The following is a 17395-nucleotide window of genomic DNA, read 5'->3' on the forward strand; positions in this document are numbered from 1 at the left end:
TCACGCAGACCAGCGGTACCAATCGCAATGTCCTTCGTCGTGCAGCGGCACATTTGACAGCGCCCGTCCCGCTTCCTATATCCCGCCTTCCCCCGATCGGTCGGGAAATGATGCGCCGTCGCGCAGCGCATCGGACGAATTGGCCGCCGGGATCCATAGACGCTTGAGAGGCTGAGCTTTCTTCTCTTTCGAAGAGGAAGTTGCTCGGCCCTTTTGGCGTCTGTTCGCGTGCCTGCCCCGGCGGATACCGGGACGAAATTCAGGCTGACGAGGCAAAAACCCAATATGGCAACCAAGGCGATCGAAGGCGGCACCGTAAAGCGCCGCATCCGCAAGGTGTTCGGCGACATCCACGAAGTGGTGCAGATGCCGAACCTGATCGAGGTTCAGCGCGAATCCTACGAACAGTTCCTCCGGTCCGATCCCTCGATCGGCTATGTCTCGGGCCTCGAGAAGACGCTGCGCAGCGTGTTCCCGATCCGCGACTTCGCCGGCACTGCCGAGCTCGACTTCGTCACCTATGAGCTCGAAGCGCCCAAGTTCGACGTCGAAGAGTGCCGCCAGCGCGGCATTACCTATGCCGCGCCGATGCGCGTCACGCTGCGCCTGATCGTTTTCGAGGTCGATCCCGACACGGAAGCCCGCTCGGTGCTCGATATCAAGGAGCAGGACGTCTACATGGGCGACATGCCCCTGATGACGGGCAACGGCACCTTCTTCATCAACGGCACCGAGCGCGTCATCGTCAGCCAGATGCACCGCTCGCCGGGCGTGCTGTTCGACCATGATCGTGGCAAGACCCACGCCTCGGGCAAGTATCTCTTCGCGGCGCGTGTGATTCCGTATCGCGGCTCGTGGCTCGACTTCGAGTTCGACGCCAAGGACATCGTCAACGTCCGCATCGACCGCAAGCGCAAGCTGCCGGTGACGACGCTGCTTTACGCCCTCGGGTTGAACAGCGAGCAGATCCTCAACCACTTCTACAACACTGTCACCTTCGTGCGCGGCCAGGGCGGCTGGCAGATTCCGTTCCAGCCGGAGAACTGGCGCGGCGCGAAGCCGATGTTCGACATCGTCGACGCCAAGACCGGCGAGGTGGTGTTCCCCGCCGCGCAGAAGATCAGCCCCCGCGCCGCCAACAAGGCGCAGAAGGACGGTCTCGAGACGCTGCTGATCCCGACCGAGGAGATCTTCGGCCGCTACTCGGCGTTCGACCTGGTCAACGACAAGACCGGCGAAATCTATATCGAGGCGGGCGACGAGGTGTCGGCCGACAATCTCGAGAAGCTCGACAAGGCTGGGATCGAGCGCATCGAGCTGCTCGACATCGATCACATCTCGACGGGTCCCTGGATCCGCAACACGCTCAAGGCCGACAAGGCCGAGGAGCGCGAGCAGGCGCTCAGCGACATCTACCGCGTCATGCGCCCCGGCGAACCGCCGACGCTCGAGACCGCGGAGTCGCTGTTCGGCGGCCTGTTCTTCGATCCGGAGCGCTACGACCTGTCGGCCGTCGGCCGCGTCAAGCTCAACATGCGCCTCGACCTAGACGCCGAGGACACCGTCACGACGCTGCGCACCGAGGACATCCTCGCGGTGGTCAAGACCCTCGTCGACCTCAAGGACGGCAAGGGCGAGGTCGATGACATCGACAATCTCGGCAACCGCCGCGTGCGTTCGGTGGGCGAGCTGCTGGAGAACCAGTATCGCGTCGGCCTGCTCCGCATGGAGCGCGCGGTGAAGGAGCGCATGAGCTCGGTCGACGTATCGACCGTGATGCCGAACGACTTGATCAACGCCAAGCCCGCGGTTGCCGCGGTCCGCGAGTTCTTCGGCTCGTCGCAGCTCTCGCAGTTCATGGACCAGACCAACCCGCTCTCCGAAGTGACGCACAAGCGTCGCGTCTCGGCGCTCGGGCCGGGCGGTCTCACGCGTGAGCGCGCGGGCTTCGAAGTCCGCGACGTTCACCCGACCCACTATGGCCGCATCTGCCCGATCGAGACGCCGGAAGGCCCGAACATCGGCCTGATCAACTCGCTGGCGAGCTTCTCGCGCGTCAACAAGTACGGCTTCATCGAGACGCCGTACCGCAAGGTGATCGACGGCAAGGTGACCAACGAGGTCGTCTATCTCTCGGCGATGGAAGAGGCGAAGCACACGATCGCGCAGGCCTCGGCCGAGGTCGATGGCGACCAGCGCTTCACCGAGGAGCTGGTCTCGGCGCGTCAGGCGGGCGAGTTCCTGATGGCGCTCCCCGAGACGATCACCCTGATGGACGTGAGCCCCAAGCAGCTCGTCTCGGTCGCCGCGTCGCTGATCCCGTTCCTCGAGAATGACGACGCCAACCGCGCCCTCATGGGCTCGAACATGCAGCGTCAGGCCGTGCCGCTGGTGAAGGCGGAAGCGCCCTTCGTCGGCACCGGCATGGAGGAGACCGTCGCGCGTGACTCGGGCGCGGCGATCGCGGCCAAGCGCGCCGGCATCGTCGACCAGGTCGACGCGTCGCGCATCGTCATCCGCGCCACCGGTGAGGTGTCGGCGGAAGAGAGCGGCGTCGACATCTACACGCTGATGAAGTTCGAGCGTTCGAACCAGTCGACCTGCATCAACCAGCGTCCGCTGGTGAAGGTGGGCGACGTCGTCAACGTGGGCGACGTGATCGCCGACGGCCCGTCGACCGAGTTCGGCGAGCTGGCGCTGGGCCGCAACGCGCTCGTCGCGTTCATGCCCTGGAACGGCTACAACTACGAGGACTCGATCCTCATCAGCGAGCGGATCGTGAAGGACGACGTGTTCACGTCGATCCATATCGACGAGTTCGAGGTGATGGCCCGCGACACCAAGCTCGGGCCGGAGGACATCACCCGCGACATCCCCAACGTCGGCGAGGAAGCGCTGCGCAACCTCGACGAGGCAGGCATCGTGTACATCGGTGCCGAGGTCGAGCCGGGCGACATCCTGGTCGGCAAGATCACGCCGAAGGGCGAGAGCCCGATGACGCCGGAAGAGAAGCTCCTCCGCGCCATCTTCGGCGAGAAGGCTTCGGACGTCCGCGACACCTCGCTCCGTCTGCCCCCGGGCGTATCGGGCACGATCGTCGATGTGCGCGTGTTCAACCGCCACGGCATCGACAAGGACGAGCGCGCGATGGCGATCGAGCGCGAGGAGATCGAGCGCCTGAAGAAGGACTCGGACGACGAGCGCAACATCCTCAATCGCGCGACCTGGTCGCGCCTGCGCGAAATGCTGCTCGGCCAGACCGCCACGGCGACGCCCAAGGGCCTCAAGAAGGGCTCGGTGATCGACGAGGACCTGCTCGACAGCGTCGACCGCCACGAGTGGTGGAAGTTCGCGGTGCAGGACGACAAGGTCCAGGGCGACCTCGAAGCGGTGAAGGGCCAGTATGACGAGGCCGTGAAGCGCATCAAGGACAAGTTCGAGGACCGCCGCGAGAAGCTGGAGCGCGGCGACGAGCTGCCGCCGGGCGTGCTCAAGATGGTCAAGGTGTTCGTCGCGGTGAAGCGCAAGCTGCAGCCGGGCGACAAGATGGCCGGCCGTCACGGCAACAAGGGCGTCATCTCGCGCATCCTGCCTGTCGAGGACATGCCGTTCCTCGAGGACGGCACCCCGGTCGATCTCGTGCTCAATCCGCTGGGCGTGCCGTCGCGCATGAACGTCGGGCAGATCTTCGAGACGCATCTCGGCTGGGCCGCGCGCAACCTCGGCATGCAGGTCGCCTCGGCGCTGGAGGACTGGCGCGAGGCCAATCCCGACGCCAAGGCGGGCGAGATGCCAGCCGCGGTCAAGGATCGCCTGGTCGAGATCTATGGCGATCACTACGCCAAGGAGATCAAGGCGCGCAGCGGTGAGCAGGTCGCCGAGCTGATCGAGAATGTCCGCACGGGCATCCCGATGGGCACCCCGGTGTTCGACGGCGCGCGCGAGAGCGACGTGACGGCGATGCTGGAGCTGGCGGGTCTCGACACCTCGGGCCAGTCGGACCTGTTCGACGGCCGCACCGGCGACATGTTCGACCGCAAGGTGACCGTGGGCATCATCTACATGCTGAAGCTCCACCACCTGGTCGACGACAAGATCCACGCGCGTTCGATCGGCCCCTACTCGCTCGTCACCCAGCAGCCGCTGGGCGGCAAGGCGCAGTTCGGCGGCCAGCGCTTCGGCGAGATGGAGGTGTGGGCGCTGCAGGCTTATGGCGCGGCGTACACGCTCCAGGAGATGCTGACGGTGAAGTCCGACGACGTGGTCGGCCGCACCAAGGTCTATGAGGCGATCGTCAAGGGTGACGACACGTTCGAGGCCGGCATCCCCGAGAGCTTCAACGTGCTCGTCAAGGAAATGCGCTCGCTGGGCCTCAACGTCGAACTCAAGACGATCGACGAGATCGAGGACGGCGACGGCCTGGCCGAGGCGGCGGAATAACGGGACCCAGAGCGCTGCAATTGCACTGTAGCGCTCTCCCCTCCCCGCCCCGACGAATTTGACCCTCCAGAGGGACACAGAGAATGAACGAACTGACCAACTTCGCGAACCCGGTGGCCAAGCCGGAGACCTTCGACCAGATCCAGATCGGCATTGCGTCGCCTGACCGCATCCGCTCGTGGTCGTTCGGCGAGATCAAGAAGCCCGAAACGATCAACTATCGCACGTTCAAGCCCGAGCGTGACGGCCTGTTCTGCGCGCGCATCTTCGGTCCGATCAAGGATTACGAGTGCCTGTGCGGCAAGTACAAGCGCATGAAGTACAAGGGCATCGTGTGCGAGAAGTGCGGCGTCGAGGTCACCGTCTCGAAGGTCCGCCGCGAGCGCATGGGCCATATCGAGCTCGCCGCCCCGGTCGCACATATCTGGTTCCTGAAGAGCCTGCCCTCGCGCATCGGCCTGCTGCTCGACATGCAGCTCAAGCAGCTCGAGCGCGTGCTCTACTTCGAGTCCTACATCGTCACCGAGCCCGGCCTGACTCCGCTCGAGAAGTATCAGCTTCTCAACGAGGACGAGCTGCTCGACGCGCAGGACGAATATGGCGAGGACGCCTTCTCGGCCGGCATCGGCGCCGAGGCGGTCAAGATCATGCTCATGGACCTCGACCTCGAGGGTGAGCGCCAGCAGCTGCTCGACGAACTCGCGACGACCAAGTCGGAGCTCAAGCCCAAGAAGATCATCAAGCGCCTCAAGGTCGTGGAATCGTTCATCGATTCCGGCAACCGCCCGGAGTGGATGATCCTCGACGTCGTTCCCGTGATCCCGCCCGAGCTGCGCCCGCTGGTGCCGCTGGACGGCGGCCGCTTCGCTACAAGCGACCTTAACGATCTTTACCGCCGCGTCATCAACCGCAACAACCGCCTCAAGCGCCTGATGGAGCTGCGCGCGCCGGACATCATCGTCCGCAACGAAAAGCGCATGCTGCAGGAGGCGGTCGACGCGCTGTTCGACAATGGCCGCCGCGGCCGCACCATCACCGGCGCCAACAAGCGTCCGCTGAAGTCGCTGTCCGACATGCTCAAGGGCAAGCAGGGCCGCTTCCGTCAGAACCTGCTCGGCAAGCGCGTCGACTATTCGGGCCGTTCGGTCATCGTGACCGGTCCGGAGCTCAAGCTGCACCAGTGCGGCCTGCCCAAGAAGATGGCACTCGAGCTGTTCAAGCCGTTCATCTACGCCCGTCTCGACGCCAAGGGTCTGTCGATGACCCTCAAGCAGGCCAAGAAGTGGGTCGAGAAGGAGCGCAAGGAAGTCTGGGACATCCTGGACGAGGTGATCCGCGAGCACCCGGTGCTGCTCAACCGCGCGCCGACGCTCCACCGTCTGGGCATCCAGGCGTTCGAGCCGGTGCTGATCGAAGGCAAGGCGATCCAGCTTCATCCGCTGGTCTGCTCGGCGTTCAACGCCGACTTCGACGGCGACCAGATGGCCGTGCACGTGCCGCTGAGCCTCGAGGCGCAGCTGGAAGCGCGCGTCCTGATGATGTCGACCAACAACATCCTCTCGCCCGCCAACGGCAAGCCGATCATCGTGCCGTCGCAGGACATGGTGCTGGGCCTCTACTACATCTCGATGGAGAAGGAGGGTGAACCCGGCGAAGGCATGATCCTGGGCGACATGGCCGAGGTGCACCAGGCGCTGTTCGCCGGCGCGGTCACGCTGCACACCAGGATCGTCAGCCGCGTGCCCCAGACGGACGAGGCCGGCAACACCTATATGAAGCGCTTCGAGACCACCCCGGGCCGCATGCTGCTCGGCGAGTGCCTCCCCAAGTCGCACAAGGTGCCGTTCGACGTCGTCAACCGCCTGCTCACCAAGAAGGACGTGGGCGACGTGATCGACGAGGTCTATCGCCACACCGGCCAGAAGGAGACCGTGCTGTTCGCCGACGCGATCATGGCATTGGGCTTCCGCCACGCGTTCAAGGCCGGCATCTCGTTCGGCAAGGATGACATGATCATCCCGGCGCAGAAGGAAGCGATGGTCGACGAGACCCGCGCCCTCGTGAAGGACTTCGAGCAGCAGTATCAGGACGGCCTGATCACGCAGCAGGAGAAGTACAACAAGGTGATCGACGCCTGGAGCCGCTGCGGCGACCAGGTGGCGGCCGCGATGATGGACGAGATCAAGGCGGTCAAGAAGGACCCCGAGACCGGCCGGGAGAAGCCCGCCAACGCGATCTACATGATGGCGCACTCCGGTGCCCGTGGTTCGGCGGCGCAGATCAAGCAGCTCGCCGGTATGCGCGGCCTGATGGCGAAGCCGAGCGGCGAGATCATCGAGACGCCGATCATCTCGAACTTCAAGGAAGGCCTGACCGTCCTTGAATACTTCAACTCGACCCACGGCGCCCGCAAGGGTCTCGCGGACACCGCGCTCAAGACCGCCAACTCGGGCTACCTCACCCGCCGCCTCGTCGACGTGTCGCAGGACTGCGTCGTGATGGAGGAGGATTGCGGCACCGAGCGCGCGCTCGAGATGAAGGCGATCGTCCAGGGCGGCAGCGTCATCGCGTCGCTGGGCGAGCGCATCCTGGGCCGCACCACGGCCGAGGACGTGGTCGATCCCAAGACCGGCGAGGTGGCGATCGCCACCGGCACGTTGCTCGACGAGGCGGCGGTCGCGCAGATCGAGGCGCTGGGCGTCCAGGGCATGAAGATCCGCAGCCCGCTCGTGTGCGAGGCCAAGATCGGCGTGTGCGCCAAGTGCTACGGGCGTGACCTCGCCCGCGGTACGCCGGTGAACATCGGCGAGGCGGTCGGCGTGATCGCGGCGCAGTCGATCGGCGAGCCGGGCACGCAGCTCACCATGCGTACCTTCCACATCGGCGGCGCGGCCCAGCTCAACGAGCAATCGAACCTCGAAGCCCCCGTGGACGGCAAGGTCGAGTTCCGCGACCTGCGCGTGATCGAGGATCAGCGCGGCCGCCGCGTCGTGCTGTCGCGTTCGGGCGAGCTGGCGATCGTCGACATGGACGGCCGCGAGCTGGCGGTGCACCGCATCCCGTACGGCGCCTATGTCATGTTCGACGACGGCCATGTCGTGAGCAAGGGCGATCGCATGGCCGAATGGGATCCGTTCACCATGCCGGTGATCACGGAAACCGGCGGCACCGTGAAGTATCAGGACCTGATCGACGGCAAGACGCTGACCGAGCAGGTCGACGAAGCAACGGGCATCGCCCAGCGCGTCGTCATCGAGAACCGCGGTTCCTCGGCCAAGAAGGAGGACCTGCGTCCGCGCCTCACCCTGACCGGTGCGAGCGAGGGCGAGGCTGCGCGCTACATGCTGGCGCCTGGTGCTGTGATCTCGGTCGAGGACGGCGCCACCGTCCAGGCCGGCGACGTGCTCGCGCGTGTCGCCCGCGAGTCCGCCAAGACCCGCGACATCACCGGCGGTCTGCCGCGCGTCGCCGAGCTGTTCGAGGCGCGCAAGCCCAAGGAGAATGCGATCATCGCCAAGGTCTCGGGCCGTGTCGTGTTCGGCAAGGACTACAAGGCCAAGCGCAAGATCGGCATCCAGCCCGAGGACGGCGGCGAGGTCGTCGAATATCTGGTGCCCAAGTCGAAGGTGATCGACGTTCAGGAAGGCGACTACGTCAAGCGTGGCGACAACCTGATCGGCGGCTCGCCCGATCCGCACGACATCCTCGAGGTGCTCGGCATCGAGCCGCTCGCGGAATATCTCGTGTCGGAGATCCAGGAGGTCTATCGCCTCCAGGGCGTGAAGATCAACGACAAGCACATCGAGGTGATCGTTCGCCAGATGCTGCAGAAGGTCGAGATCACCGACGGCGGCGACACCACCTTGCTCGCCGGCGAGCAGGTCGACCGCGACGAGATGGATGAGGCCAACAGCAAGCTCCAGCCGGGCCAGGCGCCTGCGCAGGGCAAGCCGGTGCTGCTCGGCATCACCAAGGCGTCGCTGCAGACTCGCAGCTTCATCTCGGCAGCGTCGTTCCAGGAGACCACCCGCGTCCTCACCGAGGCGGCGGTCCAGGGCAAGCAGGACACGCTGATCGGCCTCAAGGAGAATGTGATCGTGGGCCGTCTCATCCCCGCCGGCACCGGCGCGGGCATGAACCGGATGCGGATCGCGGCGACCAGCCGCGACGCCGCGCTCCGCGCCCAGCAGCGCAAGCTGCAGGAAGCGCTCATCGCCCCCAACTCGGCAGCGGAAGAGCGTGCGGCCGAGCTGGCGCAGGATCCGGTCGAAGCGATGGCCACCAGCGACGCGCTGGAGAAGGTCGAAGTCTCGGGCGACGGCAGCGACGAAGCCGCGGGCGACTACCTGAACAAGAGCGAATGATCGCTTTTTTCAGGAGCTTTCGCTGACAGAAAAGGCGCCGCCCGAAATGCCGGGCGGCGCCTTTTTCATGTTCTGCGCTGGACCAGCACGACTCAAAATCGAACCGGTCCAAACCAGTTAATGCGAGTAGTTTGCATTACCTCTCTTTCGCTGTTAGCGGGCGCAGCAAAGGGAGATTCCAATGATCCGCCGTCTGCGTTCGCCACTGCCTCTCCTCGCGCTGGTCTGGCTCGCGCCCGCCGTCGCGCATGCCGAGGAGGCAGCGCCCGCGGCCGAAGCACCGGCCGACGCGGAGGACGAGGGCCAGGTCGTCATCACCGCGGCGCGCACCGTGCTGCCCGCCAACGCGCTCCCGCTCACCATCGACGTGATCGACAAGGAGACGCTCGACCAGCAGATCGCGATCTCGGGCTCGGTCACCGATGCGGTGGCGACGCTCACCCCTTCCTTCTCCCCCACCCGCCAGAAGCTGTCGGGCGCAGGCGAGACGCTGCGCGGACGCTCGCCGCTCTACGCGATCAACGGCATCCCGCAATCGACCCCGCTGCGCGACGGCAGCCGCGACGGCTTCACCATCGACGGCTTCTTCGTCGACCGGGTCGAGCTGATCTACGGCTCCAACGCACTGCAGGGCATCGGCGGCACCGGCGGCATCGTCAACCAGGTGACGCTCGGCGCGCCGAAGCGCGAGGGGCTGTCGGGCCGCGTGCTGGTGCAGGGCACCGCGGACAATGATTTCCACAGCGCGGGCCTCAGCGGCAAGGTCGCCGGGCTGGTCCAGTACAAGGCAGGCCGGTTCGATGCCTCGATCGGCGCGGCCTATGAGGATCGCGGTCTGTTCTACGACGCCGAGGGCCGCCCGGTCGGGATCAACCTCACCCAGGGCGAGACGATGGCCTCCGAGGCGTGGTCGCTGTTCGGCCGTTTCGGTTATGCGCTGTCGGACAGCGCGCGGCTCGACCTGATCCTCTCGCGCTTCGATCTTCAGGGCAATCACGACTATGTGCCCGTCGCCGGCAGCCGCGCGACCGGCCTGCCGACCAGCACGCGCCGCGGCACGCCGCCGCTCAAGCCCGCCGCCAATCTCGCCGAAAGCGCGGCGCTGTCGCTCACTGACAGCGACCTGTGGGGCGGCAACTTCGTCAGCCAGATCTTCGTCAGCCGCACGCGCGACACGTTCGGCGCAGACGTCACCCCGCAGGTCACGCAGCAGGATCCGTCGATCGCGCCGGTGGGCACGCTGTTCGACCAGACCGAGAACCGCTCGCGCAAAATCGGTGCGAAGATCAGCTACGAGCGCGCGATCCCCGGCTTCGAGGCACTGACCTCGACGATCGGCTTCGACGCACTGTGGGACCGCACCGAACAGCGGCTGATCGCCACCGACCGCACGTATGTGCCGCCGACCGACTTCCGCAGCCTCGCGCCGTTCGGCCAGCTCAATTTGAAGCTGCTCGACGGCCTGGTCCGCCTTGCCGGCGGTGCGCGCTGGGAGAATGTCCAGATCAAGATCGACGATTATCACACGATTGCTTGGAACACCCTCGCGACGCTTGGCCGCTATGAGGGCGTCGACGTCGCCGGCGGCAAGCCGACCTTCGACGACGTGCTGTTCAACGGCGGCGTGATCGTCGAGCCATGGGAGGGCATCCGCGCTTATGCGAGCTATGCCGAGGGCTTCACCGTCCCCGATGTCGGCCGCATCACCCGCGCGATCGCCAATCCGGGCGTGGACGTCGACAATATCGACGTCGATCCGATCGTTTCGAACAACCGCGAGATCGGCCTCGAGGTGAAGCGCGGCCCCCTCGATGCCAGCGCCACCTATTTCTGGTCGTCGAGCGACAAGGGCCAGTTGCTGATCCTGGGTACGGATCGCAATTACGACGTGCAACGCCAGCGGATCGAAATCGAGGGTGTCGAGGTCAACCTGCGGGTCGCGATGCCGATCGAGGGGCTCAAGTTCGGCGTCGGCTATGCCCATATTCGCGGACGCTTCGACAGCGACGCCGCCCGCACCGGCCCCGATGGCCAGTCGCTGGCCGACGGCATCGTCGACACCGATCTCGACGGCGTCAACATCTCGCCCGATCGCCTCAACCTCTCGGCGAGCTTCGATCGCGGCCGCCTGTCCGCGCTGGTGCAGTCGAACTTCTACCTCTCGCGCACCTTCCACGCCGATCCGACCAAGCCGCGGCCCGACCCGCGCAACAATTTCGGCGGGTACAACGTCACCGACGCCACCATCCGCTACGAAACGGGGCTCGGCGGGCTTCGCCTCAGCGTGATGAACCTGCTCAACGCGCAATATATCGACTATTCGAGCGATACTCGGCTGCCGGCCGACAACCTCGCCTATTTCGCGGGCCGCGGGCGGACCTTCACGCTCGGCTGGGACTACCGGTTCTAAGCGGCATGATGCGCTGGATCGACCTCTTCCACCGCTGGACGGGCGGCATCATCGGGCTGGTGCTCGGGCTGCTCGGCCTCACCGGCGCGATCCTCGCGTTCAAGACCTGGTGGCTGGCGTGGCTGCCCGGCGCGGGCGACGCGCAGCGGCAGGACATCGCGGCGCTGGCGGCGCAGATGGAGACCGCGATGGCGGCGCCGGGCGGGCCGCCGCAGTCGGTCCTGTTCGCGACGCATGATTTCGGCCTCGCCCGCCTGACGCGCGACGAGGGCGCGGGCGCCTATGCCGACCAGTCGGGCCGCATCGTCGCCGAATGGGGCAGCAAGTGGGATCGAGTCGAGCTGTGGCTGTTCGACTTGCACCACCATCTCTTCTTCGGCGACACGGGCGAGACCGTGGCGGGCATCGCCGCCCTCATCGGCCTGCTGTTCGTCATCACCGGCGCGATCCTGTGGTGGCGGCTGCGCAAGACCTTCAAGTGGCGCCTGGTACCCAAGCGGATGAGCCGCCCGGCGATCGTCACCCACCACCGCGACATCGGCATCGTCTTCGCACCATTGCTATTCCTGTCGATGACGACCGGCATGCTGATGGTGCTCAAGCCGATCACCACCGCGATCTTCGCGCCAGGTACCGGCCTGACCGCGCCGTTCGAGGCGTCCAAGGTCGAAGGTGGACCGCTCGCCGCGAAACTCGACTGGGCGGCGATGTTCACCGCCGCTCGCGCCCGCTATCCGGACGCGGAGATCCGCCTCGTCTCGTTGCCGCGCAAGCCCGGCGGCCTGATCCTGGTGCGGCTTCGCCAGCAGCCCGAATGGCTGCCCAATGGCCGCACGCTCGTCTGGTTCCGGCCCGAGAATGGCGCACTGGTCGATACGCGCAACGTCCAGACGATGCCGGCGGGCATCCGCGCCTACAACGCGATCTATCCGCTTCATGCGGGCAAGGTCGGCGGCATTCTGTGGAAGCTCGTCATCGCCTCTACCGGCCTAGTCCTCGCGATGCTCGGCAGCTTCGCGGTGTGGACCTTCTGGTTCAAGCGGCCCAAGCCACGTGCGCGTCCGGCGCGCCCCGCCCCGCTGCCGGCGGAATAGCCTGGCGAATCAGCTCCGCGGCGCCTGGCGACGGTAGCTCAGTGCCTCGGCGACATGAATGCGTTCGACCGTCTCGCTTCCCGCCAGGTCGGCGATCGTCCGCGCCACGCGCAGCACGCGCGTATAGCCGCGCGCCGACATGCGCATCGCCTCCGCCGCCTGCGCCAGCAGCTTGCGGCCCGGCTCGTCGGGCGTCGCAGCGGAATCGAGCACGGGTCCGTCGGCCTCGGCATTGGTCCGCGTGCCGGTATCCCGGTAGCGCGCAGCCTGCACCGCGCGCGCCGTCGCTACCCGCGCGGCAACCTCGGCGGACCCCTCGGCAGGCGGCGGCAGCACCAGATCGGCGGCGGTCACCGGCTGCACCTCGACATGCAGGTCGATGCGGTCGAGCAGCGGCCCCGAGACCTTTGCCTGATAGTCCGCCGCGCATTTGGGCGCCCGCGCGCACGCCAGCGCCGGGTCCCCGAGATGCCCGCAACGGCACGGGTTCATCGCCGCGACCAGCTGGACGCGCGCCGGGAAGGTGACGTGGGCATTGGCGCGCGCCACGCTCACCGTCCCGCTCTCCAGCGGCTGGCGCAGCGAATCGAGCACCGCGCGCTGGAACTCGGGCAGCTCATCGAGGAACAGCACGCCGAGATGCGCCATGCTCACCTCGCCCGGCTTGACCTTGAGCCCGCCACCTGTGAGCGCCGCCATCGACGCCGAGTGATGCGGCGAACGGAACGGGCGCGCCCGTGTCAGCCGCCCGCCCTGCAGCGTCCCCGCGACACTCGCGACCATCGACACTTCCAGTGCCTCGGACGCGTCGAGCGGCGGCAAGATGCCGGGCAGGCAGCTCGCCATCAGCGACTTGCCCGCGCCCGGCGGCCCCACCATCAGCAGATTGTGCCCGCCCGCCGCGGCGATCTCGAGCGCGCGCTTGGCGGTCTCCTGACCCTTCACCTGTCTGAGGTCCGGGCCGAAGCCCGGCGCGTCCGCCTCGCCCGGCTCGGGCGCACCGAGCAGTTGCTGGCCCTTCAAATGATTGAGCAGGCCGATCAGGTCGGGCGCGGCCAGAACCGCCGACGACCCCGCCCACGCCGCCTCCGCCCCCTGCGCCGCGGGACAGATCAGCGCCTTCCCCTCTCCCGCCGCGTGCAGCGCCGCCAGCAGCACGCCCGGCGACGACGCGATCCGGCCGTCCAGCGCCAGCTCGCCGACTACGACATAATCCGCCAGCGCCTCGGCATCGGTCACGCCCATCGCCGCGAGCAGCGCCAGCGCGATCGGCAGGTCGAAATGCGACCCTTCCTTGGGCAGATCGGCGGGCGACAGGTTGAGCACGATATGCTTGGGCGGCATGGCGAGCCCGATCGCGGCCATCGCCGCGCGCACCCGCTCGCGGCTCTCCGCCACCGCCTTGTCGGGCAGGCCGACGATCATGAACTTGGGCAAGCCGGGAACGAGGTTGCACTGCACCTCCACGGCGCGCGCCTCCAGCCCCAGATACGCAACCGTGGATACGCTCGCGACCATATGCCCCCCATTTGTTCGCCTGCGTGTAACGGCTTTTCCGCGGCAGGGAACGGTTGATCGCGGCAGCGCCTTGTATCGGCAATACACGCTCCCCACGTCGGTTCCATGCGACGCAAGCCGCACCCGATGGTTCGTATCGCCCTGCTGGTGACGGGCTTCGTCCTGCTCGCCGCGGCGCCGCTGGTCGGCGTGGTGCCGGGCCCGGGCGGCGTCTTCCTCGCCGCGGCGGGGATCATCCTGATCCTGCGCAACTCGCGCTGGGCGCGGCGGCGTTTCGTGCGGTTGAAGGCGCAATGGCCCCGCGCGGGCGATTTCATCGACCGCATCCTGATCCGCGGCAGCGCGAGACGCCGCCGCCGGCGCGCGAAAGAGGTTGCGGCGAATTGACTTCCTGCACGGCTTTGGCTACGGGCGCACCTCACAAGGTCGCCCCTGTGGCGGCCCTTTTAGTTTCTAGATTTCAGGGAATGAGCGATGAAGCGGACCTTTCAGCCGAGCAATCTGGTGCGAGCGCGCCGGCACGGCTTCCGCGCGCGCATGGCGACTCCGGGCGGCCGCAAGGTGATTCGCGCCCGCCGCGCCCGCGGCCGCAACAAGCTGAGCGCCTGAACGCAAGCGCACTCGCGCGGCTGACGCTGCGCAAGGACTATCTCGCCGCCAACGCCGGCAAGCGCGCACCCATGCCCGGGTTCGTGCTGCTGGTCCGTGCGCGCGGCGATGATGACGCGACGATGCGAATCGGCATCACCGTTTCCAAGAAGGTCGGCAACGCGGTCGTACGCAACCGCATGAAGCGCCGCTTCCGGGAGCTCGCGCGCGCGATCCTGCCCGCCGAGGGCATCGCCGGCGCCGACCACGTGCTGATCGGCCGCAATTCGGGGATCGAACGCGATTTCGCCGCACTCCGCACCGACCTGACCAAGGCGCTGGCAAAGGTCCGCAAGTGATCGCTCGCGTCCTCATCCTGATCGCGCGCGGCTGGCAGCTCGGCCCGTCGCGCATCCTCCCGCCCAGCTGCCGCTACGCGCCAAGCTGTTCGGCCTATGCAATCGAGGCACTCTCCCGCTATGGCGCGCTCAAGGGCGGATGGCTCGCGCTCCGGCGCATCCTCCGCTGCCATCCGTGGGGTGGGCACGGCTATGATCCCGTGCCCTGATTTCCTGAACCGGGGACTGACGTGAAAGACGACCAGAAGAATTTCCTGCTCTTCGCCGTGCTCGCCGCGCTGCTGCTGTTCGGGTGGCCGATGGCCACCCAATGGCTGTTCCCGACCGCCAATCCCCCGGTGACGCAGGTCAAGGGCGGCAAGACCGAGATCGTCCAGAACCCCGGCGCCGATCCCGCGGCCGACAGCCCCGCCGCGATCCGCGACCGCAGGATCGTGCTCGCGGAAACCCCGCGCGTCGCGATCGAGACGCCGACCGTGCGTGGCTCGATCAACTTGAAGGGCGCGCGCATCGACGACCTGGTGATGGTCAAGCACAAGGAGACGATCGCCAAGGACAGCGCGCCGATCCGTCTGCTTTCCCCGTCCGGCACGCAGGACGCCTATTTCGCCGGCTTCGGCTGGTCGGGCCAGGGCCTGACCGCGCCGGGCCCCGACACGGTGTGGCACGCGAGCGGCAACCGCCTCACCCCCACCACCCCGGTCAAGCTCACCGCCAGCAACGGCACCCAGCGGTTCATCATCGAGCTGTCGGTGGACGAGGGCTATATGTTCACCGTCCGCCAGCGCGTCGCCAATCTTGGCGACAAGCCGATCGGCGTCGCGGGCTATGGCTATCTCTACCGCTACGGCCCGGGCAAGGACCATGATACCTGGACGATCCATGCCGGCCCGGTCGCCTCGTACAACGGCGCCGTCGACTATGACGTCAACTACGACACGGTGGCCAAGCCGGGCGCGCAGACCCGCTTCAACGCGACCGGCGGCTGGATCGGCTATACCGACATCTACTGGCTCACCGCGCTCGTCCCCGACCAGGGCATGGCGACCGAGCTGCAGTTCCGCCCGGCGGCGGGCACCGCGACCCAGGCGCAGTTCGCGCCGGCCACCCCGCGCCAGGTCGGCCCCGGCCAGATGGTCACCCAGACCTCGCGCTTCTTCGCGGGCGCCAAGGACATCAACCTGCTCGATCACTATGAGGAACAGGGTGGCATCCGCCAGTTCGGCAAGGCGATCGACTGGGGCTGGTTCGAGGTCTTCGAAAAGCCGATCTTCCACTATCTCCACTGGCTGTTCCGGATGGTCAACAATTTCGGTCTCGCGATCATCCTGCTGACGGTCACCGTCCGCCTATTGCTGTTCCCGATCGCGCAGCGCCAGTTCGCGTCGATGGCATCGATGCGCGCGGTGCAGCCCAAGATGAAGGCGCTGCAGGAGCGCTACAAGGACGACAAGCCGCGCCTGCAGCAGGAGATGATGAAGCTCTACAAGGACGAGAAGGTGAACCCGCTCGCGGGCTGCCTCCCCACCCTGCTCCAGATCCCGATCCTCTACGCGCTGTACAAGGTGCTGATGCTCTCGATCGAGATGCGCCACCAGCCCTTCATCCTGTGGATCAAGGACCTCTCCGCGCCCGATCCGCTGCACGTGCTCAACCTGTTCGGGCTGCTCGACTTCAACCCGCCGGCGTTCCTCGCGATTGGCGTGCTGCCGATCCTGCTCGGCGTGTCGATGTGGGCGCAGTTCAAGCTCAACCCGACGCCGATGGACGAGACGCAGAAGCAGGTCTTCGCGATCATGCCCTGGGTGCTGATGTTCGTGATGGCGCCGTTCGCGGCGGGTCTGCAGCTCTACTGGATCACCTCGAACCTGCTCACCATCGCGCAGCAGAAGCTGCTCTACATGCGTCACCCGGCGCTCAAGGAGCCGCTGCCCGCAGTGGTGAGCGGCGGCAACGGGAAGCCGGCGAAGAAGTGACAGCGTTCGACCCTGAGGCGATCGAGGCCGCGCGCAAGACCTTCGCCGGTCCGGTCGCCTTCCTCAAGTCCGCACCCGCGCTCCAGTTCCTGCCCGATCCGACGGTGCCGGAAGTGGCGTTCGCGGGGCGGTCGAACGTCGGCAAGTCCTCGCTGCTCAACGCGCTCACCGGCCGGAGCGCCCTCGCGCGCACTTCGAACACGCCAGGCCGCACGCAGGAGCTCAACTTCTTCGATGTAGGCGATCCGGTGCGGTTCCGCCTCGTCGACATGCCTGGCTACGGCTTCGCCAAGGCGCCCAAGGATGTGGTCAAGAAGTGGCGCTTCCTGGTCAACGACTTCCTGCGCGGCCGCCATGTGCTCAAGCGCGTGCTGGTGCTGATCGACAGCCGCCACGGCATCAAGGACGTGGATCGCGAGATCCTCGACATGCTCGACGCGGCCGCGGTGAGCTATCGCCTGGTCCTCACCAAGGGCGACAAGATCAAGCCGGCCGAACTCGCCGAGGTGACCGAGCGCACCATCGCCGAAGCGCGCAAACGCCCCGCCGCGCACCCCGACATCCTCGCCACCTCGAGCGAGAAGAGCGACGGCATCGCCGAGCTGCGCGCCGCGGTGCTCGAAACGGTCAGCGTCTGAACCGCGCC

At 66.8% G+C, this 17395-nt stretch carries 11 protein-coding genes; 10 read left to right on the forward strand and 1 reads right to left on the reverse strand.

Annotation, left to right across the window (positions count from 1 at the left end):
• Window positions 1-285 precede the first annotated feature (285 nt).
• From rpoB to OK349_RS05765, 4 genes are all read left to right on the forward strand, one after another.
• Window positions 286-4440, forward strand: coding sequence for a DNA-directed RNA polymerase subunit beta (gene rpoB / locus OK349_RS05750; protein ID WP_265116862.1), 4155 nt, complete (start codon window positions 286-288; stop codon window positions 4438-4440).
• Between the two features lie 83 nt (window positions 4441-4523).
• A complete protein-coding gene (gene rpoC / locus OK349_RS05755; RefSeq protein ID WP_265116863.1) occupies window positions 4524-8804 on the forward strand; it encodes a DNA-directed RNA polymerase subunit beta' in 4281 nt (1426 codons plus the stop codon).
• Window positions 8805-8985: 181 nt separating this feature from the next.
• The gene (locus OK349_RS05760) at window positions 8986-11214 is read left to right on the forward strand and encodes a TonB-dependent receptor (RefSeq protein WP_265116864.1); all 2229 of its coding nucleotides are present in this window, start codon (window positions 8986-8988) and stop codon (window positions 11212-11214) included.
• Between the two features lie 5 nt (window positions 11215-11219).
• Window positions 11220-12308, forward strand: a complete 1089-nt coding sequence (locus OK349_RS05765) for a PepSY-associated TM helix domain-containing protein (RefSeq protein WP_306310658.1) — start codon at window positions 11220-11222, stop codon at window positions 12306-12308.
• Window positions 12309-12317: 9 nt separating this feature from the next.
• Here the strand turns inward: OK349_RS05765 and OK349_RS05770 are convergent, their stop codons facing one another.
• The gene (locus OK349_RS05770) at window positions 12318-13826 is read right to left on the reverse strand and encodes a YifB family Mg chelatase-like AAA ATPase (RefSeq protein WP_265116865.1); all 1509 of its coding nucleotides are present in this window, start codon (window positions 13824-13826) and stop codon (window positions 12318-12320) included.
• A gap of 126 nt (window positions 13827-13952) precedes the next feature.
• On the opposite strand from OK349_RS05770, the gene OK349_RS05775 reads away from it, so the two are divergent.
• The 6 genes from OK349_RS05775 to yihA all read left to right on the forward strand — a co-directional run bounded on the left by OK349_RS05775 (window position 13953) and on the right by yihA (window position 17387).
• A complete protein-coding gene (locus OK349_RS05775) occupies window positions 13953-14213 on the forward strand; it encodes a hypothetical protein (RefSeq protein WP_265116866.1) in 261 nt (86 codons plus the stop codon).
• Window positions 14214-14300: 87 nt separating this feature from the next.
• Window positions 14301-14435: a 50S ribosomal protein L34 gene (gene rpmH, locus OK349_RS05780; RefSeq protein WP_219239405.1), complete on the forward strand. Its 135-nt coding sequence runs from the start codon at window positions 14301-14303 to the stop codon at window positions 14433-14435.
• A complete protein-coding gene (gene rnpA, locus OK349_RS05785) occupies window positions 14432-14773 on the forward strand; it encodes a ribonuclease P protein component (protein WP_265118545.1) in 342 nt (113 codons plus the stop codon). The genes rpmH and rnpA overlap by 4 nt, the downstream gene beginning before the upstream one ends.
• The gene (gene yidD, locus OK349_RS05790) at window positions 14770-14982 is read left to right on the forward strand and encodes a membrane protein insertion efficiency factor YidD (protein WP_265116867.1); all 213 of its coding nucleotides are present in this window, start codon (window positions 14770-14772) and stop codon (window positions 14980-14982) included. Before rnpA ends, yidD begins: the two co-directional genes overlap by 4 nt.
• A gap of 21 nt (window positions 14983-15003) precedes the next feature.
• Window positions 15004-16749, forward strand: a complete 1746-nt coding sequence (gene yidC / locus OK349_RS05795) for a membrane protein insertase YidC (RefSeq protein WP_265116868.1) — start codon at window positions 15004-15006, stop codon at window positions 16747-16749.
• A complete protein-coding gene (gene yihA / locus OK349_RS05800) occupies window positions 16746-17387 on the forward strand; it encodes a ribosome biogenesis GTP-binding protein YihA/YsxC (protein WP_265116869.1) in 642 nt (213 codons plus the stop codon). Before yidC ends, yihA begins: the two co-directional genes overlap by 4 nt.
• Window positions 17388-17395 lie beyond the last annotated feature (8 nt).

Origin of the sequence: Sphingomonas sp. BT-65, from assembly GCF_026107375.2 — a bacterium.
Classification (GTDB): domain Bacteria; phylum Pseudomonadota; class Alphaproteobacteria; order Sphingomonadales; family Sphingomonadaceae; genus Sphingomonas.

Excerpts from the sequence above, each read along its gene's own strand:
- OK349_RS05770 (WP_265116865.1), bottom strand. The coding sequence starts at position 13,826 with ATGGTCGCGAGCGTATCCACGGTTGCGTATCTGGGGCTGGAGGCGCGC.
- OK349_RS05765 (WP_306310658.1), top strand. The coding sequence starts at position 11,220 with ATGATGCGCTGGATCGACCTCTTCCACCGCTGGACGGGCGGCATCATC.
- OK349_RS05760 (WP_265116864.1), top strand. The coding sequence starts at position 8,986 with ATGATCCGCCGTCTGCGTTCGCCACTGCCTCTCCTCGCGCTGGTCTGG.
- rpoC (WP_265116863.1), top strand. The coding sequence starts at position 4,524 with ATGAACGAACTGACCAACTTCGCGAACCCGGTGGCCAAGCCGGAGACC.
- OK349_RS05775 (WP_265116866.1), top strand. The coding sequence starts at position 13,953 with ATGGTTCGTATCGCCCTGCTGGTGACGGGCTTCGTCCTGCTCGCCGCG.
- rpoB (WP_265116862.1), top strand. The coding sequence starts at position 286 with ATGGCAACCAAGGCGATCGAAGGCGGCACCGTAAAGCGCCGCATCCGC.
- rpmH (WP_219239405.1), top strand. The coding sequence starts at position 14,301 with ATGAAGCGGACCTTTCAGCCGAGCAATCTGGTGCGAGCGCGCCGGCAC.